Source organism: Streptosporangium sp. NPDC000563 (assembly GCF_040299985.1).
In the GTDB taxonomy this organism is placed as follows: Bacteria; Actinomycetota; Actinomycetes; order Streptosporangiales; family Streptosporangiaceae; genus Streptosporangium.
This window is the reverse complement of sequence record NZ_JBEPDA010000006.1, coordinates 141,247-161,541: the sequence shown is the minus strand read 5'-3', so window position 1 is coordinate 161,541 and position 20,295 is coordinate 141,247. Positions and strand designations below refer to the sequence as shown.

18 protein-coding genes are annotated in these 20,295 nt (G+C 69.9%); 12 read left to right on the top strand and 6 right to left on the bottom strand.

All coding sequences use genetic code 11. The features are described 5' to 3' along the window. Nucleotides 1-19 precede the first annotated feature (19 nt). The 3 genes from sigJ to ABT352_RS17825 all read left to right on the top strand — a co-directional run bounded on the left by sigJ (nt 20) and on the right by ABT352_RS17825 (nt 1,846). On the top strand, nt 20-925 hold the full coding sequence (gene sigJ / locus ABT352_RS17835) for an RNA polymerase sigma factor SigJ (RefSeq protein WP_350945929.1): 906 nt from the start codon (nt 20-22) through the stop codon (nt 923-925). Then, nucleotides 922-1,386, top strand: coding sequence for a carboxymuconolactone decarboxylase family protein (locus ABT352_RS17830; protein WP_350945928.1), 465 nt, complete (start codon nt 922-924; stop codon nt 1,384-1,386). Before sigJ ends, ABT352_RS17830 begins: the two co-directional genes overlap by 4 nt. A 286-nt stretch (nt 1,387-1,672) precedes the next feature. Next, nucleotides 1,673-1,846 carry a hypothetical protein gene (locus ABT352_RS17825; protein ID WP_350945927.1) on the top strand — a complete coding sequence of 58 codons (174 nt, stop codon included), beginning with the start codon at nt 1,673-1,675 and terminating at the stop codon, nt 1,844-1,846. 145 nt (nt 1,847-1,991) lie between these two features. On the opposite strand, the gene ABT352_RS17820 is transcribed toward ABT352_RS17825, so the two are convergent. After that, nucleotides 1,992-2,669, bottom strand: coding sequence for a GntR family transcriptional regulator (locus tag ABT352_RS17820; protein ID WP_350945926.1), 678 nt, complete (start codon nt 2,667-2,669; stop codon nt 1,992-1,994). A gap of 127 nt (nt 2,670-2,796) precedes the next feature. On the opposite strand from ABT352_RS17820, the gene ABT352_RS17815 reads away from it, so the two are divergent. The 8 genes from ABT352_RS17815 (at nt 2,797) to ABT352_RS17780 (ending at nt 10,263) form a co-directional block, all read left to right on the top strand. Continuing rightward, a complete protein-coding gene (locus ABT352_RS17815) occupies nt 2,797-3,600 on the top strand; it encodes an FAD binding domain-containing protein (RefSeq protein ID WP_350945925.1) in 804 nt (267 codons plus the stop codon). A gap of 71 nt (nt 3,601-3,671) precedes the next feature. Further along, nucleotides 3,672-4,208: a (2Fe-2S)-binding protein gene (locus ABT352_RS17810; RefSeq protein WP_350945924.1), complete on the top strand. Its 537-nt coding sequence runs from the start codon at nt 3,672-3,674 to the stop codon at nt 4,206-4,208. Then, entirely contained in the window at nt 4,205-5,590 is a 1,386-nt protein-coding gene (locus ABT352_RS17805) for a xanthine dehydrogenase family protein molybdopterin-binding subunit (RefSeq protein WP_350945923.1), read from the top strand. Before ABT352_RS17810 ends, ABT352_RS17805 begins: the two co-directional genes overlap by 4 nt. Nucleotides 5,591-5,593: 3 nt before the next feature. Continuing rightward, nucleotides 5,594-6,631 carry a xanthine dehydrogenase family protein molybdopterin-binding subunit gene (locus ABT352_RS17800; RefSeq protein ID WP_350945922.1) on the top strand — a complete coding sequence of 346 codons (1,038 nt, stop codon included), beginning with the start codon at nt 5,594-5,596 and terminating at the stop codon, nt 6,629-6,631. Between the two features lie 40 nt (nt 6,632-6,671). After that, the gene (locus tag ABT352_RS17795) at nt 6,672-6,974 is read left to right on the top strand and encodes an EthD family reductase (RefSeq protein ID WP_350945921.1); all 303 of its coding nucleotides are present in this window, start codon (nt 6,672-6,674) and stop codon (nt 6,972-6,974) included. A gap of 20 nt (nt 6,975-6,994) precedes the next feature. After that, nucleotides 6,995-8,014 carry an AAA family ATPase gene (locus tag ABT352_RS17790; protein ID WP_350945920.1) on the top strand — a complete coding sequence of 340 codons (1,020 nt, stop codon included), beginning with the start codon at nt 6,995-6,997 and terminating at the stop codon, nt 8,012-8,014. Next, nucleotides 8,007-9,281, top strand: coding sequence for a vWA domain-containing protein (locus ABT352_RS17785; protein WP_350945919.1), 1,275 nt, complete (start codon nt 8,007-8,009; stop codon nt 9,279-9,281). Before ABT352_RS17790 ends, ABT352_RS17785 begins: the two co-directional genes overlap by 8 nt. 67 nt (nt 9,282-9,348) lie before the next feature. Continuing rightward, nucleotides 9,349-10,263: an amidohydrolase family protein gene (locus ABT352_RS17780; RefSeq protein ID WP_350945918.1), complete on the top strand. Its 915-nt coding sequence runs from the start codon at nt 9,349-9,351 to the stop codon at nt 10,261-10,263. Between the two features lie 245 nt (nt 10,264-10,508). Here ABT352_RS17780 and ABT352_RS17775 read toward each other — a convergent pair whose 3' ends face one another. The 4 genes from ABT352_RS17775 to ABT352_RS17760 all read right to left on the bottom strand — a co-directional run bounded on the left by ABT352_RS17775 (nt 10,509) and on the right by ABT352_RS17760 (nt 15,458). After that, nucleotides 10,509-11,117, bottom strand: a complete 609-nt coding sequence (locus ABT352_RS17775) for a cadmium resistance transporter (RefSeq protein ID WP_502992870.1) — start codon at nt 11,115-11,117, stop codon at nt 10,509-10,511. 214 nt (nt 11,118-11,331) lie between these two features. Next, a complete protein-coding gene (locus ABT352_RS17770) occupies nt 11,332-14,154 on the bottom strand; it encodes a vitamin B12-dependent ribonucleotide reductase (RefSeq protein ID WP_350945917.1) in 2,823 nt (940 codons plus the stop codon). Between the two features lie 84 nt (nt 14,155-14,238). Then, nucleotides 14,239-14,700: a transcriptional regulator NrdR gene (gene nrdR / locus ABT352_RS17765; protein WP_350945916.1), complete on the bottom strand. Its 462-nt coding sequence runs from the start codon at nt 14,698-14,700 to the stop codon at nt 14,239-14,241. Nucleotides 14,701-15,185: 485 nt separating this feature from the next. After that, nucleotides 15,186-15,458 carry a LysM peptidoglycan-binding domain-containing protein gene (locus ABT352_RS17760; protein ID WP_350945915.1) on the bottom strand — a complete coding sequence of 91 codons (273 nt, stop codon included), beginning with the start codon at nt 15,456-15,458 and terminating at the stop codon, nt 15,186-15,188. 890 nt (nt 15,459-16,348) lie between these two features. Here ABT352_RS17760 and lexA point away from each other — a divergent pair. Continuing rightward, nucleotides 16,349-17,059 (top strand): transcriptional repressor LexA, encoded by a 711-nt coding sequence (gene lexA / locus ABT352_RS17755; RefSeq protein WP_350945914.1) that lies wholly within the window; start codon nt 16,349-16,351, stop codon nt 17,057-17,059. Nucleotides 17,060-17,532: 473 nt separating this feature from the next. Here the strand turns inward: lexA and leuS are convergent, their stop codons facing one another. Continuing rightward, complete coding sequence (gene leuS, locus ABT352_RS17750; RefSeq protein ID WP_350946108.1) at nt 17,533-20,001, bottom strand: leucine--tRNA ligase; 2,469 nt, start codon at nt 19,999-20,001, stop codon at nt 17,533-17,535. Between the last annotated feature and the right edge of the window lie 294 nt (nt 20,002-20,295).

The window sequence follows — 20,295 nt, the reverse complement described above, 5'->3', positions numbered from 1 at the left end:
GATGTCACAGACTCGGGACATGTCTCGTCCTCCTTACGTGAACGGTGACGAAGCTCTCGCGGCAGAGTTCGATGCCATCCGGCCACGGCTGGTCGGCGTGGCCTACGGCCTGCTCGGCAGCGTCGACGAGGCCGAGGACGTGGTCCAGGACGCCTGGTTCCGGCTGGGCAGGGCGGAGCGTTCGGAGATCGGCGACGTGACGGGCTGGCTGGTGGTCACAGTATCGAGACTCGCGCTGGACGTACTGCGTTCGGCGCGCGTACGGCGCGAGGAGTATGTCGGGCCGTGGCTGCCGGAGCCGGTGGTCGGCGAGGGCGACCCCGCCGACAGGGTGACCCTGGACGAGTCGATGAGCATGGCGATGCTGGTGGTGCTGGAGTCGCTCAGCCCCGCCGAACGCACCGCCTTCGTCCTGCACGACGTGTTCGGGCTGCCGTTCGGGGAGGTCGCGCGCGCGGTCGGGCGCTCGGCCGCCGCGTGCCGGCAGCTCGCCGCCCGTGCCCGCGGGCACGTCGCGGCGCGGGCGCCCCGCTTCGAGGTCGACGAGGCCGAGCACCGCAGGGTGGTCGAGGCGTTCGCGCGGGTCATCCGAGGCGGGGACGGCGACGGTGACATCGACGGTGACATCGACGCGCTGATGGCGCTGCTCGACCCCGACGTGGTGCTGCGCAGCGACGGCGGCGGGGTGGTGGGGGCGGCGAGGCGTCCTGTCCACGGCTCCGAGCGGGTCGCCCGCTTCCTGCTCGGCATCGCCAGGAGGATCGGCCGCGCCGACCGGCTGGCCGTGACCACGGTCAACGGCCGGGCCGGGCTGTTGCGAACGTCGGGAGACGGGCTCTCCGTCTACGGGCTGACCGTCTCCGAGGGCCGGATCACCGGGATCGACATCGTGAGAAACCCGGAGAAACTAAGGAGTGTCCGATGAAGCAGCGGATGAACATCGGCGAACTCGCCCCCGAGGCCTACCGGGCCATGCAGGGGCTGGAGAAATACCTGGCCGGCAGCGGGCTGCCCCACACCACGAGGGAACTGGTCAAGATACGGGTCAGCCAGATCAACGGCTGCGCCTTCTGCGTCGACATGCACGCCCATGACGCGAAGGCGGCCGGGGAGAGTGACGAGCGGCTGTTCTCCGTGGTGGCCTGGCGGGAGGCGCCCTTCTTCAGTGACGCCGAGCGGGCGGCCCTCGCCCTGGCCGAGGAGGCCACCCTGCTCGCCGTCCACGGTGAGAGGGTGCCGGACGCGGTGTGGGAGGAGGCCGCCAGGCACTACGAGCCCGAGGTGCTGGCCGCGCTGGTCGTGACGATCTCGACGATCAACGCGTGGAACCGGATCGTCGTCACCACACGTGTGGTTCCAGGGACCCTGCGTAGCCAAAACGGTTGATCGGGAGGGGTGGGGCGCACTAGGTTTGGCTCGCACGGTTGCCCGTGCGAGCCGGACGCGCGAGCGTCCGGCGGATCGGTGTCACAGGACGCGGAGCACGGCGAGCCGGGGAAGGGGGCGGATCATGCGTCGACCCACTCGGATCATCCGGTGCCGCCCCGCCCGCACCCCGGGTGAGGATCCGCGGCCTCCCTCAGGGCACCCCTGTTGACCTGGTCTTTACGGCAGCCTTATGCGGCGATCTGTAGATACTTCTCATAACGGAACCATCACGCCGGGGGGCTCAATGAAGAGACTTGTGGTCGTGCCACCATATGTCGCGCGGCTGAAGATCAGGGACATTCGTTCCGTGACACGCCGTGGCGCGACCGGTGATGCCAAGGTCGTCGACCTCAGCGCCTACACGGGCCGCAACGTCCTGCGTTTTCCACGGACGAGCGGTCCCACGTCCGCCGCCTGACCCCCGTCACCGTCGGACGACCCCACGTCAGGCCTCCTCGCGAAAGACCCGCCACGGCGGGTCTTTCTTCGTTTCCCCCGTTCGGACCGGTCGGTACCTTCGCCCCGGACGAGGGCTTTCCCCGCGTGTCCACCCGCGCGGTGACTCAACCGGCGGCGGTGTCGCGGACCCGGCCGTGGGCGTCGTGCGGGAGGTCGGCGTAGTGCCACTGGTGGTCGCGGGCGTGCTTGCAGGCCGTCTCCAGGTCGCCGCGCTCGATCACCGCGAGCAGTTCGGCGTGGTCGCGGGCGATCTCGTCGAGGTTCACGCCGGTCGCGAGCATCGTGACCGAGGTGCGCGCCTCGATCTGCAGCCCTTCCCAGGAGAGCCTGAGCAGCTCGTTGCGAGAGGCCTCGACGATGCGCCGGTGGAAGGACACGCTCGCTCGCGCGGACGCCTCGCCGTCGCCTTCCGCGGCGGCGACGCGCATCGCCTCCACGTCCGATGCGAGCGCCTCCAGCGGGACGGTCCCGGCGAGCAGGGCCAGGCGGATCGCCGTCTCCTCCAGCGCGGCCCGCACGACGTAGCTCTCCCTGAGCGTCTCGTGGACGAAGGGGCGTACGAAGGTGCCCCTGCGTGGCTGGGTCTCCACCAGCCGCATGACCTCCAGCTCGCGCAGCGCCTCGCGGACCGGGGCCTGGCTCGTGCCGTACGTCGCCGCGAGACGCGTCTCCACCAGGCGCTCACCGGGTCCGAGCCGGCCGGAGATGATCCGGCTGACCAGTGAGTCGCGGATCTGCCGCGACAACGTCAGCCTCGGCAGCTTGGAGGGCTCCTCGGTCATGGAGCGCATCCTACCGAGCATCGATTCTCGCTCATCGATCTCCTCTTGACTCCGGGGTGACACCCAGCTTACGGTGCCGATAATCAATTATCGATAATTAACCCATTCGTAACGCAGGGGGCCGGACATGATGATCCAGGCAGTCCACGTGCCCGAGTCCGCGGAGGCCGTGGCGGTCCACTCGGCGAGGGGCGGCCAGATCATGGGCGGCGGCACCGTGGTGATGCCGCTGGTCACCGGCGGAGCCGCGCCCGGAGGCGAGCTGATCAGCCTGCGCCGGGCCGGGCTCTCGGGGATCGAGGTCCGCGACGGCCAGGCCAGGATCGGCGCGGCGGCCCCCCTGTCCTCCGTCGAGGAGCATCCCGGCCTCGGTTTCCTGCGCCCGGCGATGCGCAGCATCGCCTCCCCCACGATCCGCAACCTGGCGACCGTGGGCGGCAACCTGTTCGTCGAGCAGCCGTACGGCGACCTCGCCGTCTGCCTGCTCGCCCTCGGCGCGGTGTGCGAGATCGCGGGTCCCGGCGGGCGGCGCGAGGCCCCGGTGGCCGACGTGCTCGCCTCGGGAGTCGACCACGGCGAGTTCGTCACGGCGGTGGTGACCGCACTGCCGGAACCGGGAACCTGGTACTACCACAAGGCCATGCGCCGCAGACTGAACTCGGCCTCCATCGTGACCGTCGCGTCCGTGACGCGGACCGAGGACGGCGTGGTGACCTCGACCGTGATCGCCCTCGGCGGTGTCGCCCCGCGCCCGGTACGCGCGGTATCGGCCGAGCGGCTGCTGCTGGGCCGCCCGCTGAGCCCCGAGGTCCTGACCGAGGCCGGAGAGGCCGCCCGCTCCGACGCGGCGCCCTTCGACGACGCCTACGCCAGCGCCTGGTACCGGGCGCGTGTCCTGCCCGTGCACCTCCGCCGGGCCTTCACCGGCTAGCGGTCCCGCCGCGTCCACCAGACACCCCTCACCTCATGAAAAGCCCGCCCACCCCCAGAAAGGGCCGGACAATGTCGTCACAGATCGTCTCGCTCGTCGTCAACGGCGAGCCCCGGGAGTTCATCGCCAAACCGGGCACCACACTCCTGGCGGTCCTGCGCGACTCGCTGGGGCTCACCGCGGCCAAGCGCGGCTGTGCGCAGGGAAGCTGCGGCACCTGCACCGTGCTCGTCGACGACCGGCCGGTGACGGCGTGCCTGATCGCCGTGGAAACGGTCTCGGGGGCCTCGGTCCGCACCCTTGAGGGGGTGGCCGCGGGCGGAGACCTCGACGAGGTGCAGAGCGCCTTCGTCGACAACTTCGCCACCCAGTGCGGCTTCTGCACGGCGGGCATGATCATGGTCGCCGAGGCCCTGCTGGACCGCGACCCGGACCCGAGTCAGGAGGACGTGGCCGAGGCGATCTCGGGCAACGTCTGCCGGTGCACCGGCTACCAGCCCATCATGATCGCCATCCTGGACGCGGCCAGACGCAGGCGCGGAGAATCCCCCAAGCCGGTGCCGGCCTCGGAGGAGACGGTGTCGCGGGAAGAGAAGGTGTCGCGATGACCTACCGGCTCGCCCCCATCGACAAGGACTCGTTCGCCGCCGAGCGCGAGGACGACTTCACCGTCATCGGCTCGGTCGTCCAGCGCTCCGACGCGCTGGGGCACGTCACCGGCAGGACCGAGTTCTTCGAGGACGTCGCCCCGCCGGGGATGCTGCACCTGAAGATGCACCGTTCGGCCCGCCACCACGCCAGGATCAGGGGCGTCGACCTGACCGCCGCCCTCGAGGTGCCCGGCGTCACCCGGATCCTCACCCACGCCGACATCCCGAACAACCTCTACACCCCGCTGAAGCTGATCGGCGTCGGGCCGGACGACGAGCCGATCCTCGCCGTGGACAAGGTCCGCTACCTCGGCGAGCCGATCTGCGCGGTGGTCGCCGAGTCCGAGGCCGCGGCCCTGGAGGGGGTGGCCAGGATCAGGGTCGACTACGAGGACCTGCCCGCGGTCTTCGACGTCGAGGAGGCTCTGGCGGAGGGGGCGCCACTGGTCAACGAGTACCACGGCCGCAACTTCTTCACGTACGAGGGACACCACTGCCGACGGATCCGGTTCGGCGACGTGGAGAAGGCGTTCGCGCAGGCCGACCACATCTTCGAGTGGCGCTACGAGTCCGCGCCGATCGAGCAGGCTCCCACCGAGACCACCGGCTGCGTGGTGGTCCCGCAGGCCGACGGCCGGTTGCGCATCCACTCCGACACCCAGGCGTGCTTCTTCACCCTCGACAACACCGCGCTCATCCTCCAGACCCCGTTCAACAAGCTGCGCATCGTCGGCGGGACGGTCGGCGGAGGCTTCGGCGGCAAGGTCGACGTCGTCGTCGAGCCGGTCGCGTGCGTGGCCGCCATGACGACCGGCCGCCCGGTCAAGTTCGTCTACGGCAGGTACGAGGAGATGCAGGTCTCCTCGCCGCGCGCCGCCGAACGCATCTACATCAAGGACGCCGTGATGGGCGACGGCCGGATCATCGGCCGCAAGGTCACGTTGTACGTCGACTCGGGCGCCTACGCGCGGCACACCCCGTACGGCACCACCAAGGCCGCGGCCCACCTGCCGGGACCGTACTCGATCCCGAACGTGTGGGCCGACTGCCACTGCGTGTTCACCAACCGCACGCCCTCCAGCGCGATGCGCGGGTTCGGCGTGACCATCGGCGACTTCGCACTGGAGTCGCAGATGGACCGGATCGCGAGGGCCCTCTCGATGGACCCGCTGCGGCTGCGGCTGCTCAACGCCTACCGCGACGGCGACCTCAAGGCCCACCGCAAGGTCGCCGAGGGCACGGCGCTGGTCGAAGTGATCCAGAAGGCCGCGGAGATGTCCGGGCACGAACTGCCCGAGGCGTACCGCCGGATGTCCTCGACGACACGAGAGGGGCTGTAGGCCATGGCCAGGCTGCGCGGACGCGGATACGCGTCGGTGAACTACCCGACCGGCATGAACCTCGGCGGCGACCCCTCACAGGCGCTGATCCACTCCACGACCACGGGCACCTTCGTGATCACGCTCTCCTCGGTGGACCTCGGCCAGGGCATCAAGACGATCGCCGCGCAGTGCGCGGCCGAGACGCTCGGCCTGCCGATCGAGAACGTCCTGGTCAACACCGCCGACACCGACACGGGCCCGCACTGCATGGGCACCTTCGCCAGCCGGGGCACCCATCGCGTCGGCAACGCCGTCATCATGGCGGCGGCCGAGGCGCGCGGCGTGATGCTGGAGGTCGCCGCCGAGGAGCTGGAGGTCGACGCCGGAGACCTGGAGACCGACGGCACCGGCGTCATCAAGCTCAAGGGCTCCGACGAGCCGAGCATCCACATCACCGAGCTGGCCATGGCCGCGCACTTCAAGCACGGCCGTACGATCTCCGGGCGCGGCATCTTCCTCAAGGAGCCGAGCGTGCCGGTGCCCGAGACGGGAGAGATGGACCCCGACTCGTGCCAGGCGCACGCGTGCACGGTCGCCGTCGTCGAGGTGGACGACGAGACCGGGGTGGTCGAGGTGCTGGAGTTGTACAACGCCTACGAGATCGGCCGCGCACTCAACCCGGCCATGGCGACCCAGCAGGTCGAGGGCGGTGCCTGGATGGGCGTGTCGCACGCCCTGTTCGAGACCACCGAGCCCTACTACCCGCGGCGCGACCACGGGCCCCGCGACTTCGCCGACTACCTCATGCCGGGCCCGGCCGACATCCCCGTACAGCACAGCCTGTTCCTGGAACGCCCCGCCGGCAACGGCCCCTACGGCGCCAAGGGCATCGGCGAGATGACCGCCAACGCGCCGATCCCCGCCATCGCCAACGCCATCTACGACGCCTGCGGCGTGCGTATCACGGCGATGCCCTTCACCCCCGAACGCGTCCTGCGCGGGCTGGACGCCCTCGCGCGAGACGCCCCGCACGAGGTGCCCTCGCACGAGGGCACCTGAACACCCGGAACACCCACCCGATCCGAAGGAACCGATAACCATGCTGAAAGTCGTCTCGCTGCTCAAGCGCGCGGAGCACCTGTCCCACGAGGAGTTCGCGAAGTGGGTCGTGGAGGACCACGTCGAGTTCGCCAAGAAGCTTCCCGGGCTGCGCAAGTACACGGTGAGCGTCAGCAACGGCGATGACGCGCCGTTCGACTCGGTGAACGAGCTCTACTTCGACGACGAGGACGCCCGCGCCGCCGCGTTCGGCTCCGAGCACGGCAAGGCCGCCGCGGCCGACGCCGCCGCGCACACCACCCAGCGGGTCCACCTGCTCACGACCGAGCACGCCCAGCTGTGATGTCCGGCGGGGCGTCCCCGGTGTCCGGCGGGTTCCCCTCCGCGCCCGGTGGGTCCTTCCCGGTGGCCGATGGGGCCTTCCCCGCCGACAAGTCCTCCTCGGCGGCCGGGTCCTCCCCGGCGGCCGGCGGAGGGGCGGCGCACGGCGGAGAGGCGACGGACGGAGGGGCGGCAGCGACCTGCCCGCCGGACGAGCACGCGCTCGCCGCCGCGCTCGAACGGGAGGGGTACTTCGCCGACGAGGGTCTTCGCACCGCCGTCCACCTGGCGCTACGGCTGGACCGGCCGCTGCTGCTCGAGGGAGAACCGGGAGTCGGGAAGACCGAGGTCGCCGCGGTGCTCTCGCGCGTCGTCGGCCGGGAACTCATCCGGCTTCAGTGCTTCGAGGGACTGGACGCCGGACAGGCACTGTACGAATGGGACTATCCCAAGCAACTCCTGCATGTCCGGGTGGCGGAGAGTCGCGGCCAGGAGGTCGGCGACCTCTACCGCGAGGAGTTCCTGTTGCGACGGCCACTGCTGCGCGCCCTGGAGTCGGATCGCGGCGCGGTCCTGCTCATCGACGAGATCGACCGCGCCGACAGTGAGTTCGAGGCGTTCCTGCTGGAGTTCCTGGGCGACTTCCAGATCACCGTCCCCGAGCTGGGAACCATCCGGGCGCGCACGCCCCCGATCGTGGTGCTCACCTCCAACCGGACCCGCGAGCTGCACGACGCCCTCAAACGGCGATGCCTCTACCACTGGATCGCCTTCCCCGAGGTCGACCGCGAGCGGGCGATCCTGCGCGCGGCCGTACCCGGCCTGGAGGAGACGGCGGCCGAAGGGCTGGTACGCGCCGTCCAGCGGGTGCGCGGGCTGCCCCTGCTCAAACGGCCCGGTATCGCCGAGTCCGTGGAGTGGGCCAGGGGGGCGGTGACCCTCGCCGAGGGCGGCAGCCCGTGGCCCGTGGCGCTGCGCCGTGCCCTCGGCCTGCTCATCAAGGACGAGGAGGACACCCGGCTGCTCGCCGGGCACGCGGAGGAGCTGTTCGGCGATGTCTGATCCCGCCGCCGTCGCGGGAAGCCCGTCCCCAGGCTCCGAAGCCGTTCTCCCCACAGCCGCCGTCCCGTCAAGGGAGCCGTACGACGACTCCGAGCCCGGCGCCCTCGCCGCGCGTCATCTGTGGGGATTCCTGTCCTCGCTGCGCGCCGCCGGCGTGACCACCGCGCTGCCGAAACAGGCCGACCTGCTGCGGATTGTCGGCGCGTCACCACCGCGTGACCTGACCGCCCTGTACTGGTACGCCCGGATCACCCTGCTGCACGACATCGGCGAGCTCGCCGCCTTCGACCGGGTCTTCACCGCGTGGTTCCGGCAGGGCGGCCCTCCTGACGCCGTACCGCCACCCCCGGCGGGGGAGAGCGAGTCCCCCTCCCTCCAGGGGCCGGGCGAGGACGACCCCGCCCCGCGAGAGGTGCTGCCCGGTGACGGCGTCGAGGCCAGCACGCTCAGCACGTACGGCAGGCGGGACTTCGACGCGGCCGACGACCGGTGGCGCTCGGTCGTCCGCGCACTGGAGGCAGCCTGGCCCGCCGCACTGCCCCCGACCCCGTCCAGGCGGCGGCGTCCGGCGCGTTCCGGCGACCGGCTGGACATGCGGCACACCTGGCGTCGGGCGCGCCGCCACGACGGGGAGATCATCGAGCTGCGCCTGCGTGCCCGCCCCCCGCGTCCGCGCCGCCTGCTCATCCTGGTCGACGTCTCGGGCTCGCTGCGGCGACACACCCCCGACCTGCTCCGTCTGGCGCACACGGCCCTGCGCGCGGCGCCGGCCCGTACCGAGGTCTTCACCTTCGGCACCCGGCTCACCCGGATCACCTCCGTGCTGTCACACCCCCACCCCGGCCGGGCGCTGCGCGCGGTGTCCGAGCTGGTCACCGACGCCGACGGCGGCACCGCGATCGGGGCGGCGCTGCACGAGTTCCTGGGAGTCCCCCGGTTCGTGGCGCTCGCGAGGGGCGCTCTCGTGATCGTGCTCTCCGACGGGCTCGAACGCGGCGACCACGTCCCCATGGTCCGCGCGACCGCCCGCCTGTCCCGCCTGGGCCACCGGCTCGTCTGGTGGTCACCGCTGGCGTGCTCCCCCGACTACAGCCCGGTCACGCGCGCCATGGCCGCCCAGCTCCCCCACCTGGACCACCTCGGCGGCGTGCGCGACCTGCCCACCGCTCTCGCGGAGGTCCGCCGCCTCCCCGCGGTCCTGTCCGGCCCCCGGGGCGCGGCGGCCAGGCGGTGGCCCATCCCACGCCCCACGGGAACCCGTCCATGACATGCCTCACGGTCCCGCGTCCCCTCCCCGGGGCCGAAGCCGGAGGTCCCCACGCCGGAGGTATTCGATGAACGACACCACCGCCAGTCCGGCTCTCGCCGGGATCGTCGACGCGCACCACCACATCTGGCGCGCCGCCGACCTGCCCTGGCTCCAGGGGGAGATGATCCCGCGCATCTTCGGTCCCTACGAGTCGATCCGCCGCGACTACCCGGTGTCGGAGTACGTCGAGGAGGCCACCGGCTGCGGTATCACCTCCTCGGTCTACGTCCAGGCCAACTGGTCTCTCGACCGCTGCCTGGACGAGGTGCGCTGGTTGCGCGACACCCACGCGGAGACCGGCTGGCCGATGGCCGTGATCGGCTCGGCGGACCTCTTCGACGAGGGCGCGGCCGACGTGATGCGCCGCCAGGCCGCGCTCACCCCTCTCATGAGGGGAACCCGTCTGCAACTGCACTGGCACGAGCGGCCCGAGTTCCGTTTCGCCTCCGCCCCCGACCGCATGAAGGATCCCGTCTTCCGGCGCAACATCGCCTCGCTCGCCGATCTCGGCTGGCTGTTCGAGCTCCAGGTGTTCACCGACCAGATGGCCGACGCCGCGAGTTTCGTGGACGACTTCCCCGACGTCACGTTCGTGCTGGTCCACGCGGGGATGCTCGAAGAGTCCGGGGCGTCCCGGGTGGCGGAGTGGAAACGCGGCCTGAGGCTGCTGGCCGAGCGCCCCAACGTCGTGGTGAAGCTCACCGGTCAGGGCACGTTCGTGCACCGCGTGGACCGCTCGCTGATCGAGATGGTCGCGGACACCTGCCTGGAGGCCTTCGGCTCCCACCGCTGCATGTGGGGCAGCAACTTCCCGATCGAGAAGATCTGGACCGACCTTCCCACCCTGGTCTCCACCTGGCAGGAGGTCCTCGCCCGCCGGTCCCCCCAGACCGTCCAGAACGTGTTCGCCGCCACCGCCCGCCGGGTCTACCGCCTGTGAGAGGCCGGTGCCGTCACTCGGCCGTCGGCGGTGAGCACCCGGCTCAGACGTACCCGCCATCGGCCGTCCCCCATCACCGGGACCGGCCTTGATAGCGACTGTCATCCGATGGGTGAGATGCAGAAATCAGGCGATTCGTTCGCCGTCAACCTCGCGGGCGACGTCCTGAGAACGCCGAAGGGGGACCGGCCTCGATCTCCCTTCGGTGCCCAGCCGCTCCACAGGCGCCGCTTCGTGACGAAGCTCTACAGGCCGAAGGCGCCGCCCTCGATCAGGATGAGCAGGCCGATCCCGACCAGCACGACCGGCAGCAGAATGTGTCCCCACCGGCTCAGTGCCCTGGCGACGATCGGTCGAGTGGCGAAGAACCGCCCGGCAAGGCACCACACGGCCACCAAGGTCAGAAAGACGGTGACGTAGACGGCCATCGAGCCGACGCCCGCGGTGGCGAAGACGGGGACGTACACGCCGATGTTGTCGCCGCCGTTCGCGAAGGTGACCGCGGCCACTTCCAGGACCTTCGGCCCACCGGCATGCTCCTCCGCCGTCTCCCCGGCTCCGTCGCGCCCATCGCGGTGGGCCTTCCACGCCTGCCGACCCGCCTTGACGCCCAAGACCAGCGGGAGCAGGCCCAGGTAGGGCAGGACCGGCTCGGGGAGGAAGGTGGCACCGAAAGCCGCGGCCACCGCCACGGCCAAGATGCCCAGGAAGCCGAGATACTGACCGGCCACCACCCGCGCGGCGGCTCCGCGCCGTCCGGCGCCCTGGGCGAAGAACAACGCCAAGATCAAAATGTCGTCGATGTTGGTTACAGCGAACAACCCCATCGCCTGCCCGATGATGCCCGCATCCACGATGAGACGTTCCCTTCAACCGCAAGATGTCCCCGGCGACCCTACCGGCCGGGAAAACGACGGGCGATCACGGTGTTCTCACTGCACAGTCCCAGAGCGTCCGAGAACAGAGAAGGGGGCCGGAGTCGACTCCGGCCCCCCTTTTTCCGGTGGGCGTTACGCGGGTTCGGCTTTCTTACCCAGCGCTGCTTTTCTGCTCCGAATCAGCTCTGAATCAGCTGCAACCGCTGGTGGAGCCGCAGCCCTCGCAGACGTAGCAGCTGCCGGCGGGACGCATCTTGGTGCCGCAGGTCATACAGAGAGGCGCGTCGGCGGTGCGGCCCTGGTGGGATTCCAGGGAGCCGGTGCGGCGCGGGGTCTCCGCGGGTGCCGCCTCGGGGCGGGACTGCGGCTCCTCGATAGGAGCCGAGGTGGCGAGCTCGGCGATGACCTCGTCGCTGTGGATCGGGGCCGGGTCCTCACCGCGCTGCTGCGCGGCGCGCTCGGAGGCGGAGAAGATCCCGAGGGCGGCGCGGTCGTCGTAGGGCAGGTGGTCCAGGGCCAGACGGCGGAAGATGTAGTCCATCACCGAGGCGGCGATACGGACATCCGGGTCGTCGGTCATACCGGCCGGGTCGAAGCGCATGTTGACGAACTTGCCGACGTACGTCTCCAGCGGCACCCCGTACTGTAGGCCGATGGAGATGGCCACCGAGAACGCGTCCATGACGCCCGCGAGGGTCGATCCCTGCTTGGACATCTTCAGGAAGACCTCACCGAGGCCGTCGTCGGGATAGGACGAGGCGGTCATGTAGCCCTTGGCGCCTCCCACGGTGAAGCGGGTGGTGGTGCTGGGGCGCTGGTTGGGCATCCGGCGGCGGGTCGGGCGGCTGATCTCCACGACCTGGATCGCCGGCTCGGCGGGCTCCTCCTTCTCCTCGGTCTTCTTGCCCGAGGCCGAGAGGGGCTGGCCGACCTTGCAGTTGTCGCGGTAGACCGCCAGGGCCTTCAGACCGAGCTTCCAGCCCTCCATGTAGACCTGCTCGATGTCCTCGATCGTCGCGGACTCGGGAAGGTTGACCGTCTTGGAGATGGCTCCGGACAGGAACGGCTGGGCCGCGGCCATCATGCGCACGTGGCCCATGGGCGCGATCGCACGCTCGCCCATCGCGCAGTCGAACACCTCGTAGTGCTCGCGCCGCAGGCCGGGGGCGTCGACGACATGACCGTGCTCGGCGATGAACTCGACGATCGCCTCGACCTGCTCCTCCTGGTAGCCGAGCCGCCGCAGCGCGCGGGGAATCGTCTGGTTGACGATCTGCATGGAGCCGCCGCCGACGAGCTTCTTGAACTTGACCAGGGCGAGGTCGGGCTCGATGCCGGTGGTGTCGCAGTCCATCATCAGGCCGATGGTCCCGGTCGGAGCGAGGAGCGATGCCTGGGCGTTGCGGTAACCGTTCTTCTCACCGAGCCTGAGGCACTCGCTCCACTGGCTGGAGGCCTCGCGGTGGATGGCACCGTCGATCTCGTCGACCGTGCGCAGGGCCTCGTTCGCGTCGTTGTGCTTGCGCATGACCCGCTTGTGCGCGTCGGCGTTGCGGGCGTAGCCGTCGTAGGGGCCCACGACCGCGGCGAGTTCGGCGCTGCGGCGGTAGGAGACGCCGGTCATCAGCGAGGTGATGGCCCCGGCGACCGCCCGGCCGCCGTCGGAGTCGTAGGCGTGGCCGGTGGCCATGAGGAGTGCGCCGAGGTTGGCGTAGCCGATGCCCAACTGGCGGTAGGCGCGGGTGGTCTGGTCGATCTTCTCGGTCGGGAAGTCGGCGAAGGTGATGGAGACGTCCATCGCGGTGATGACCAGCTCGGTGATCTTCACGAAGTTCGCGATGTCGAAGGTGTCGTCGTCCTTCAGGAACTTCAGCAGGTTGATGCTCGCCAGGTTGCACGAGGAGTTGTCCAGGTGCAGGTATTCCGAGCAGGGGTTGCTGGCGGTGATGCGACCCGTCTCCGGGCTGGTGTGCCAGTCGTTGATCGTGTCGTCGTACTGGACCCCGGGGTCGGCGCACTCCCAGGCGGCCTTGCCCATCTTGCGGAACAGCTCTCTGGCGTCGATCTTCTCGATGACCTCGCCGGTGAGGCGGGCACGCAGGCCGAACTCCTCACCGTTCTCCACCGCGCGCATGAACTCGTCGGAGACGCGCACCGAGTTGTTGGCGTTCTGGTACTGGACGGAGACGATGTCCTTGCCGCCCAGGTCCATGTCGAACCCGGCGTCACGGAGGGCGCGGATCTTGTCCTCCTCGCGCGCCTTGGTCTCGACGAACTCCTCGATGTCGGGGTGGTCGACGTCGAGGACGACCATCTTGGCGGCGCGGCGGGTGGCGCCCCCGGACTTGATGGTGCCCGCGGAGGCGTCCGCGCCGCGCATGAAGGAGACCGGGCCGCTGGCGGTGCCCCCGCTGGAGAGCAGCTCCTTGGAGGAACGGATCCTGGAGAGGTTGACGCCGGAGCCGGAACCCCCCTTGAAGATCACCCCCTCTTCCTTGTACCAGTCGAGGATCGACTCCATCTGGTCGTCGACGGCCAGGATGAAGCACGCGCTGACCTGCTGCGGTGACGCGGTGCCGACGTTGAACCAGACGGGCGAGTTGAAGCTGAAGACCTGGTTGACCAGGGCGTGCTTGAGCTCGTGGTCGAAGATCTCGGCGTCCTCGTCGGTGGCGAAGTAACCGTGCTCGACCGCCGTACGCGTGTAGACGCCCACCACCCGGTCGATCAGCTGCTTGAGGCTCCACTCCCGCTGCGGGGTGCCGACCGCGCCGCGGAAGTACTTGGTGGTCACGATGTTGGCGGCGTTGACCGACCACGACCGGGGGAACTCGACACCGCGCTGCTCGAAGTTGATCGAGCCGTCGCGCCAGTTGGTCATGACGACGTCACGGCGCTCCCAGACCAGCTCGTCATAGGGATGCACGCCTGGCGTGGTGAAGATGCGCTTCATCTTCAGACCCTTACGTGGCCTCTTGCCTCCACGTGTCACCGCACCGGCGGTCTCCGTCATGACTTCCCCCTCCTGGGGCTCCGTGGAACCCTCGAATCGGACCACACCAACGCGCCGCATCACCCCCGGCGCCCGGGGTCTGTATCAGTCCTGCTTGGTGGAGCGCTCCGCCCGGAGCCGCTCGATCTCCGCCTCGAAGTCGGCCAGCGTCTCGAAACCGCGATAGACGGAGGCGAACCGTAGGTACGCCACCTCGTCCAGTTCGCGGAGCGGGCCCAGGATGGCCAGCCCGACCTCGTGGGCCGCGATCTCGGCGCATCCGGTGGCCCGGATGCTCTCCTCGACCCGCTGGCCCAGTTGCGCCAGGGAATCCTCACTGACGGACCGCCCCTGGCACGCCCGCCGGACCCCGGCGATCACCTTGTCCCTGAAAAACGGCTCCGTCACACCGCTGCGCTTGCTCACCATGAGCAGAACGGTCTCCTGCGTGGTGAACCTGCGCCCGCATTCCGAGCACGTGCGCCTGCGGCGGATCGCCCCGCCGTCCTCGGTGGCCCGGCTGTCGATGACTCGCGTGTCCAGATGGCGACAGAACGGACAATGCACGCGTGTCGCCTCCTTGACCTACCGAAGCGGCCGACCCACCTCACCTACCCACGACACGCACGGCCAGACGCCCGCGCACACATCTTGAATAGTCGAGATGCGGTAATGGAAACACAAGCTGTGGTGAAGTGTTGCGATGCAGCCACTAGATGTTGTGGTCCAACCGTAGAAGTGCTCGACCATGAACGCAAGTTGAAACGACCTTGCGGCACGAAGTCGCTGATCAGCCCGCACATCCCGGCGTGTCGCCACCCATGCGAGACCCCTCTCGCCCCGGACGCCTCTCGTCTCACAGTCGCCCCAGGCGACCCGTCGGACGAGTCCCTCGCATCCCCTCTCACACCCCTCGCCCCACCCGCGCCGCCGACCCGCCTCACCCCGCCGGAACGAGGCCCGCCCGTCTCGCCGGCCGCCCCGCCGGAGGCCGGCCGGGCGCCGCAGCGGTCCCACGAGCCCCGGCCCGATCGCCGGAGCCCGGACCGGCCTCACCTCACGGAGACGAGGCCCTCCGGGAGATAGAGCCGGGTCCCCGGCCGGACCTCCGAGCCGGACAGCCCGTTGAGGTCCATGATGCGACGGACCGCCGAGCCGGTGTCCGCCTCCTTCGTCAACGCGTCCGCGATCTCCCACAGCGTGTCGTCCGCGTGCACCGTGATCCGCGGCAGCCCCTCAAGGCCCGCCCGCTCGTCCGCCGCGACCATGTCGATGCGTCCGCCGATCCAGAGCACCGCCAGGCTGAACAGTGCGAGCACCGCCACCACGACGATCCTTCCACGCCGGGTGAGTCGAAGAGGCCGCCGAACCGCTCCCTTCCGGCCGACACCCGGCCGACGGGTGCCCGCCGAGGATGCCGTCGCCGATCGCGGCGCCCTCCTCGGCCCGGCCCCGCGTCCGGCCCCCCGTTCCGGATCACGCCCGGACCACCGTCCCCGCTCACGGCCGGGGCTCCATCCCCGCCCACGCCCGAGCGACCGCCTCGCCTCGCGTCCGGGACTCCGCCCAGGCTCACGCCCGGATGCCCCGCCGGGCTTTCGCTCGGACTCACGCGAGGCCCGCCCCGGCTCCCGCCCACGCTTTCGCCCGGACTCCCGAGCGGATTCCCGTCTCATCTCGCGGCCGGACCTTCGCGCAGCCTCACGGCCGGATCCTCGCCCGGGCTCACGCTCGAAGACCCGCTCGGGCTCCCCCCCGGACCTTCGCCCCGGCTCACGGCCGAGGCGCGCCCTCGGCACAGGTCCCGACACCGGCACCGAGTCCCACACGGCCTCCCACCCCTGCTTCGCCTCGGACCTCCGCCCGGGCTCCGGCGCGGGACCGGGCTCCGGCTCCGGTCTCGGGGGCGGCACGAGCCGCAGGCGCGGCGCTCCCGGTGATCGCTGCGCCGCCCGGGACCTCGGCGCGATCCTGGATCGTGGTGTCGTCGCGGTCGGTTTCACGGTGGCCCCCCATCCCCTCGACCTGGCCGAACACATGTCGAAGAAAGATCGGTGAATCGAACACGATGTCGATCAAACTCCCGTACGATGTTGTACACCACGGCGTCGCCGATTTCGAGGACATTCGAACAATTGTTTGAGTATGATCTTCGGCCGAGGTATGGTCGCTGTGTGCGACGTCTTAAATACAGACCGGGAGGCGAGGAGTTCGTATGAGCCAGCACAACGAGAACGGTTCGGCCGCCAGCGACCTGGCGGTGCGAAGGCGTGACTCCCTTGGCCTCACCCCCAGGCAGCGGAAGATCCTTGAGGTGATCCGCGATTCCGTGCAGCAGCGCGGCTATCCGCCGTCCATGCGGGAGATCGGCGAAGCGGTGCAGCTCACCAGCACCTCCAGCGTGTCGCACCAGTTGACGGCTTTGCAGCGCAAGGGCTACCTGCGGCGTGATCCGCACCGCCCCCGCGCCTTGGAGGTCCGCCTTCCCGGCGAGCCCGTGCTGTGGGTTGACCCCGACTCCGGCGAGGACGAGACTCCGGTCAGCCGTCCGACCGCCGCCTATGTGCCCCTCGTCGGTCAGATCGCCGCCGGTGGCCCCATCCTCGCCGAGGAGAGCATCGAAGACGTCTTCGCCCTGCCCAGGCAGCTTGTCGGTGAGGGCACGCTCTTCCTCCTCCAGGTGACCGGCGACTCGATGATCGAGGCCGCCATCGCCAACGGTGACTGGGTGGTCGTGCGCCAGCAGCCGGTCGCCGACAACGGCGACGTGGTCGCCGCGATGATCGACGGCGAGGCCACGGTCAAGACCTTCAAGCGCAGAGACGGCCACGTCTGGCTGGTCCCGCACAACCCCAACTACGACCCGATCCCCGGCGACGAGGCCACCGTGCTCGGCAAGGTCGTCGCGGTCCTCCGCAAGCTCTGACGCGAGCGTCCCACGCAGGCTCCTCACCGCTCTCCACGGGCTCCGGCCCGTGGAGGCGTCGCCGTCTGAGAGCGTCACCCGGCACGCGGGTCCGGACCGAGCCACACCGTGGTTACGCGAGCTCGGCATCACGCGCCTCCGGCTTTCTGTGCGACACGCCATAGAACGACACGCCGGATGGGGCCCGACATCTGATGTCGGGCCCCATCCGGCGTTCTCAGGTGATGGGACATCCCCGGGAAGATCTCTCGCCGGCGGGCACGGAAACCCACCCGGCGAGGCCGAGATGGAGGCCCGCCGCTTGAAGCGGCACGGGTTCTCCCCCGAAGTGGTCACGGGGACACGCCGGCCGAGTTGACGCGCGACACCCGGGGTGCCCTCGCAAGGGCACCCCGAGTCCGTAGCGACCCCGCGAGACGTCCGCGGCCACGACGGTCACTCAGTCGTCCGCGGCCCGAGGGCACGCGGGACGACTACGGCACGATGTTGACCAGCTTGGGCGCGCGGACGATCACCTTGCGCGGCGTGCCGGACAGGAAGGGCTGAACCTTCTCCGACCGCAGGGCCAGCGACTCCAGGTCCGCCTCGGAGATCTCCGGGGAGACCTCCAGCCGGTCGCGCACCTTGCCCGCGACCTGGACGACGCAGGTGACCGACTCCTGGACCAGCAGCGCCGGGTCGGCCACCGGCCAGCCCGCGGTGGCGACCGAGGCGGCGTGTCCCAGCCGCTCCCAGCCCTCCTCCGCCGCGTACGGCGCGACCAGGGACAGCATGACCGCGAGGGTCTCGGCGGCCTCCCTGACCGCCGGGTCGGCGGCTCCGGGGCCGGAGTCGATGGCCTTGCGTGCCGCGCTCGTCAGCTCCATCATGCGGGCCACCGCGACGTTGAAGCGGTGCGACTCGACCAGCTTGGTGACCTCGTCGATGGTGTGGTGGACGACCTTGCGCAGGTTCAGGTCTCCCGCGGTGACGTCGACGCCGGGCGCGGAGGCCGCGCCGGCCTCCGCCATCACGCGGAACGCGCGGGCGAGGAACTTCTGCGAGGCCGCCGGGGAGACGTCGGACCAGTCGATGTCGTCCTCGGGCGGTCCGGCGAAGACGACGGTCAGCCTGACCGCGTCGACACCGTAGGCGTCGATCTGCTGGCCCAGGTCGACGCCGTTGCCCAGCGACTTGGACATCGCCTTGCCCTGGTTGATGACCTGCCCCTGGTTCAGCAGACGGGTGAAGGGCTCGACGAAGTCGACCATTCCCATGTCGTGCAGGACCTTGGTGAAGAACCTGGCGTACAGCAGGTGCAGCACGGCGTGCTCGACGCCGCCGATGTACTGGTCGATCGGACCCCACCTGCGCACGCGCTCGACGTCGAACGGCCCCTCGTCGTAGGCCGGGTCGACGTAGCGCAGGAAGTACCACGAGGAGTCGACGAAGGTGTCCATCGTGTCGGTGTCGCGCTTCGCCGGGCCGCCGCACTTGGGGCAGGAGACGTTGACCCAGTCTTCGGCCGAGGCGAGCGGGGAGATGCCCTTGGGCGCCAGGGCCTCGCCACGCATGTCGGGCAGGGTGACGGGCAGCTGGTCGTCGGGGACGGGGACCTCGCCGCAGTCGGCGCAGTGGATGATCGGGATCGGGCAGCCCCAGAAGCGCTGGCGGGACAGCAGCCAGTCGCGCAGCCGGAAGTTGACCGTGAAGTGACCGGTGCCCCGCTCGCTCAGCACCTCGATGATCTTCCGGATCGCCTCGGCCTTGGCCAGGCCGTCCAGCGGGCCGGAGTTGACCATCGCGCCGTCACCGGTGGTGGCGACACCGGTCTCGCCGGGATCGGCCAGACCGGTGTGCACGACCACCCGTACCGGCAGGTCGAAGGTACGGGCGAAGTCCAGGTCGCGCTGGTCGTGGGCGGGCACGGCCATGATGGCGCCGTGGCCGTAGTCGGACAGCACGTAGTCGGCCGCCCAGACCGGCATGCGCTCACCGTTGACCGGGTTGATCGCGTACCGGCCCAGGAAGACGCCGGTCTTCTCCTTCTCGGTGGACAGCCGGTCGATGTCGGACAGCTTGGACACCTCGACCCGGTATGCCTCGAACGCCTCACGCCGGTCGTCGGTGACGATCTCCTCGGCCAGCGGCGCGTCCGGGGCGACCACGAAGAAGGTGGCGCCGTACAGGGTGTCGGGACGGGTGGTGTAGACGGTGACCGGCTCGTCCCGGCCCTCGATCACGAAGTCGACGTCGGCACCCTCGGAGCGGCCGATCCAGTTGCGCTGCATCGTCAGCACGCGCTCGGACCAGCCGCCTTCCAGCAGGGACATGTCGTCCAGCAGCCGGTCGGCGTAATCAGTGATCTTGAAATACCACTGGGTCAGCTCGCGACGGACGATCTCGGCGCCACAGCGCTCGCACCTGCCGTCCTTGACCTGCTCGTTGGCGAGCACGGTCTGGTCGTTCGGGCACCAGTTGACCAGGCCACCCTTGCGGTAGGCCAGGCCACGCTCGAAGAAGCGGTTGAAGAGCCACTGGGTCCATTTGTAGTACGAGGTGTCGCTGGTGTGCAGACGGCGGGACCAGTCGAAGGAGATCGCGTAGCGCCGGTAGGAGTTGGCCTGGGTCTCGATGTTGGCGTAGGTCCACTCCGCCGGGTGCGCGTTGTGCTTGATCGCGGCGTTCTCGGCGGGCAGGCCGAAGGAATCCCAGCCGACGGGGTGCAGCACGTTGTAGCCGCGCTGGACCCAGTAGCGGGAGATGACGTCGCCCAGGGCGAACACCTCGGCGTGCCCCATGTGCAGGTCGCCCGAGGGATAGGAGAACATGTCGAGCATGTAGCGCCGCTCGCGCGGGTCGGCGGGGTCGTCGGAGGCCCGGAAGGGATCCAGTTCCTCCCACCTGCGCTGCCACTTGACCTGCAGGACCTGCGGGTCATAGTGCTGCTCGTCGCTCTGCATGTCGGCTCGCTCGCTCACGTCGATCTTCCTCGGGGTATGCCTGCGTGGATGGTCCGACCCGTCCGGCCCAATGCAAAAACCCCCCGCTCACGCGGAGGGCAGCCGCATCGGCAGGGCGCTCAGGGACGGGAAGGCCGATGCGGCCCGATAAGCAGGGTCGCGGCACGCATAGGGCAAGACTATCGCAGCCCGCAAGGCGTATTCGTGGCCGGCGAGAACAGGACCGATCACGGCAAACAGGAGACAGGATCCGGCCAGGTCAGCAGAATGGAGGCTCCCGTTCTCCCGGGGGCA

Bases quoted from the DNA above. Each gene is read 5' to 3' on its own strand.
- sigJ (WP_350945929.1), top strand. From the start codon at position 20: ATGTCTCGTCCTCCTTACGTGAACGGTGACGAAGCTCTCGCGGCAGAG.
- ABT352_RS17830 (WP_350945928.1), top strand. From the start codon at position 922: ATGAAGCAGCGGATGAACATCGGCGAACTCGCCCCCGAGGCCTACCGG.
- ABT352_RS17825 (WP_350945927.1), top strand. From the start codon at position 1,673: ATGAAGAGACTTGTGGTCGTGCCACCATATGTCGCGCGGCTGAAGATC.
- ABT352_RS17820 (WP_350945926.1), bottom strand. From the start codon at position 2,669: ATGACCGAGGAGCCCTCCAAGCTGCCGAGGCTGACGTTGTCGCGGCAG.
- ABT352_RS17815 (WP_350945925.1), top strand. From the start codon at position 2,797: ATGATGATCCAGGCAGTCCACGTGCCCGAGTCCGCGGAGGCCGTGGCG.
- ABT352_RS17810 (WP_350945924.1), top strand. From the start codon at position 3,672: ATGTCGTCACAGATCGTCTCGCTCGTCGTCAACGGCGAGCCCCGGGAG.
- ABT352_RS17805 (WP_350945923.1), top strand. From the start codon at position 4,205: ATGACCTACCGGCTCGCCCCCATCGACAAGGACTCGTTCGCCGCCGAG.
- ABT352_RS17800 (WP_350945922.1), top strand. From the start codon at position 5,594: ATGGCCAGGCTGCGCGGACGCGGATACGCGTCGGTGAACTACCCGACC.
- ABT352_RS17795 (WP_350945921.1), top strand. From the start codon at position 6,672: ATGCTGAAAGTCGTCTCGCTGCTCAAGCGCGCGGAGCACCTGTCCCAC.
- ABT352_RS17785 (WP_350945919.1), top strand. From the start codon at position 8,007: ATGTCTGATCCCGCCGCCGTCGCGGGAAGCCCGTCCCCAGGCTCCGAA.
- ABT352_RS17780 (WP_350945918.1), top strand. From the start codon at position 9,349: ATGAACGACACCACCGCCAGTCCGGCTCTCGCCGGGATCGTCGACGCG.
- ABT352_RS17770 (WP_350945917.1), bottom strand. From the start codon at position 14,154: ATGACGGAGACCGCCGGTGCGGTGACACGTGGAGGCAAGAGGCCACGT.
- lexA (WP_350945914.1), top strand. From the start codon at position 16,349: ATGAGCCAGCACAACGAGAACGGTTCGGCCGCCAGCGACCTGGCGGTG.
- leuS (WP_350946108.1), bottom strand. From the start codon at position 20,001: ATGCAGAGCGACGAGCAGCACTATGACCCGCAGGTCCTGCAGGTCAAG.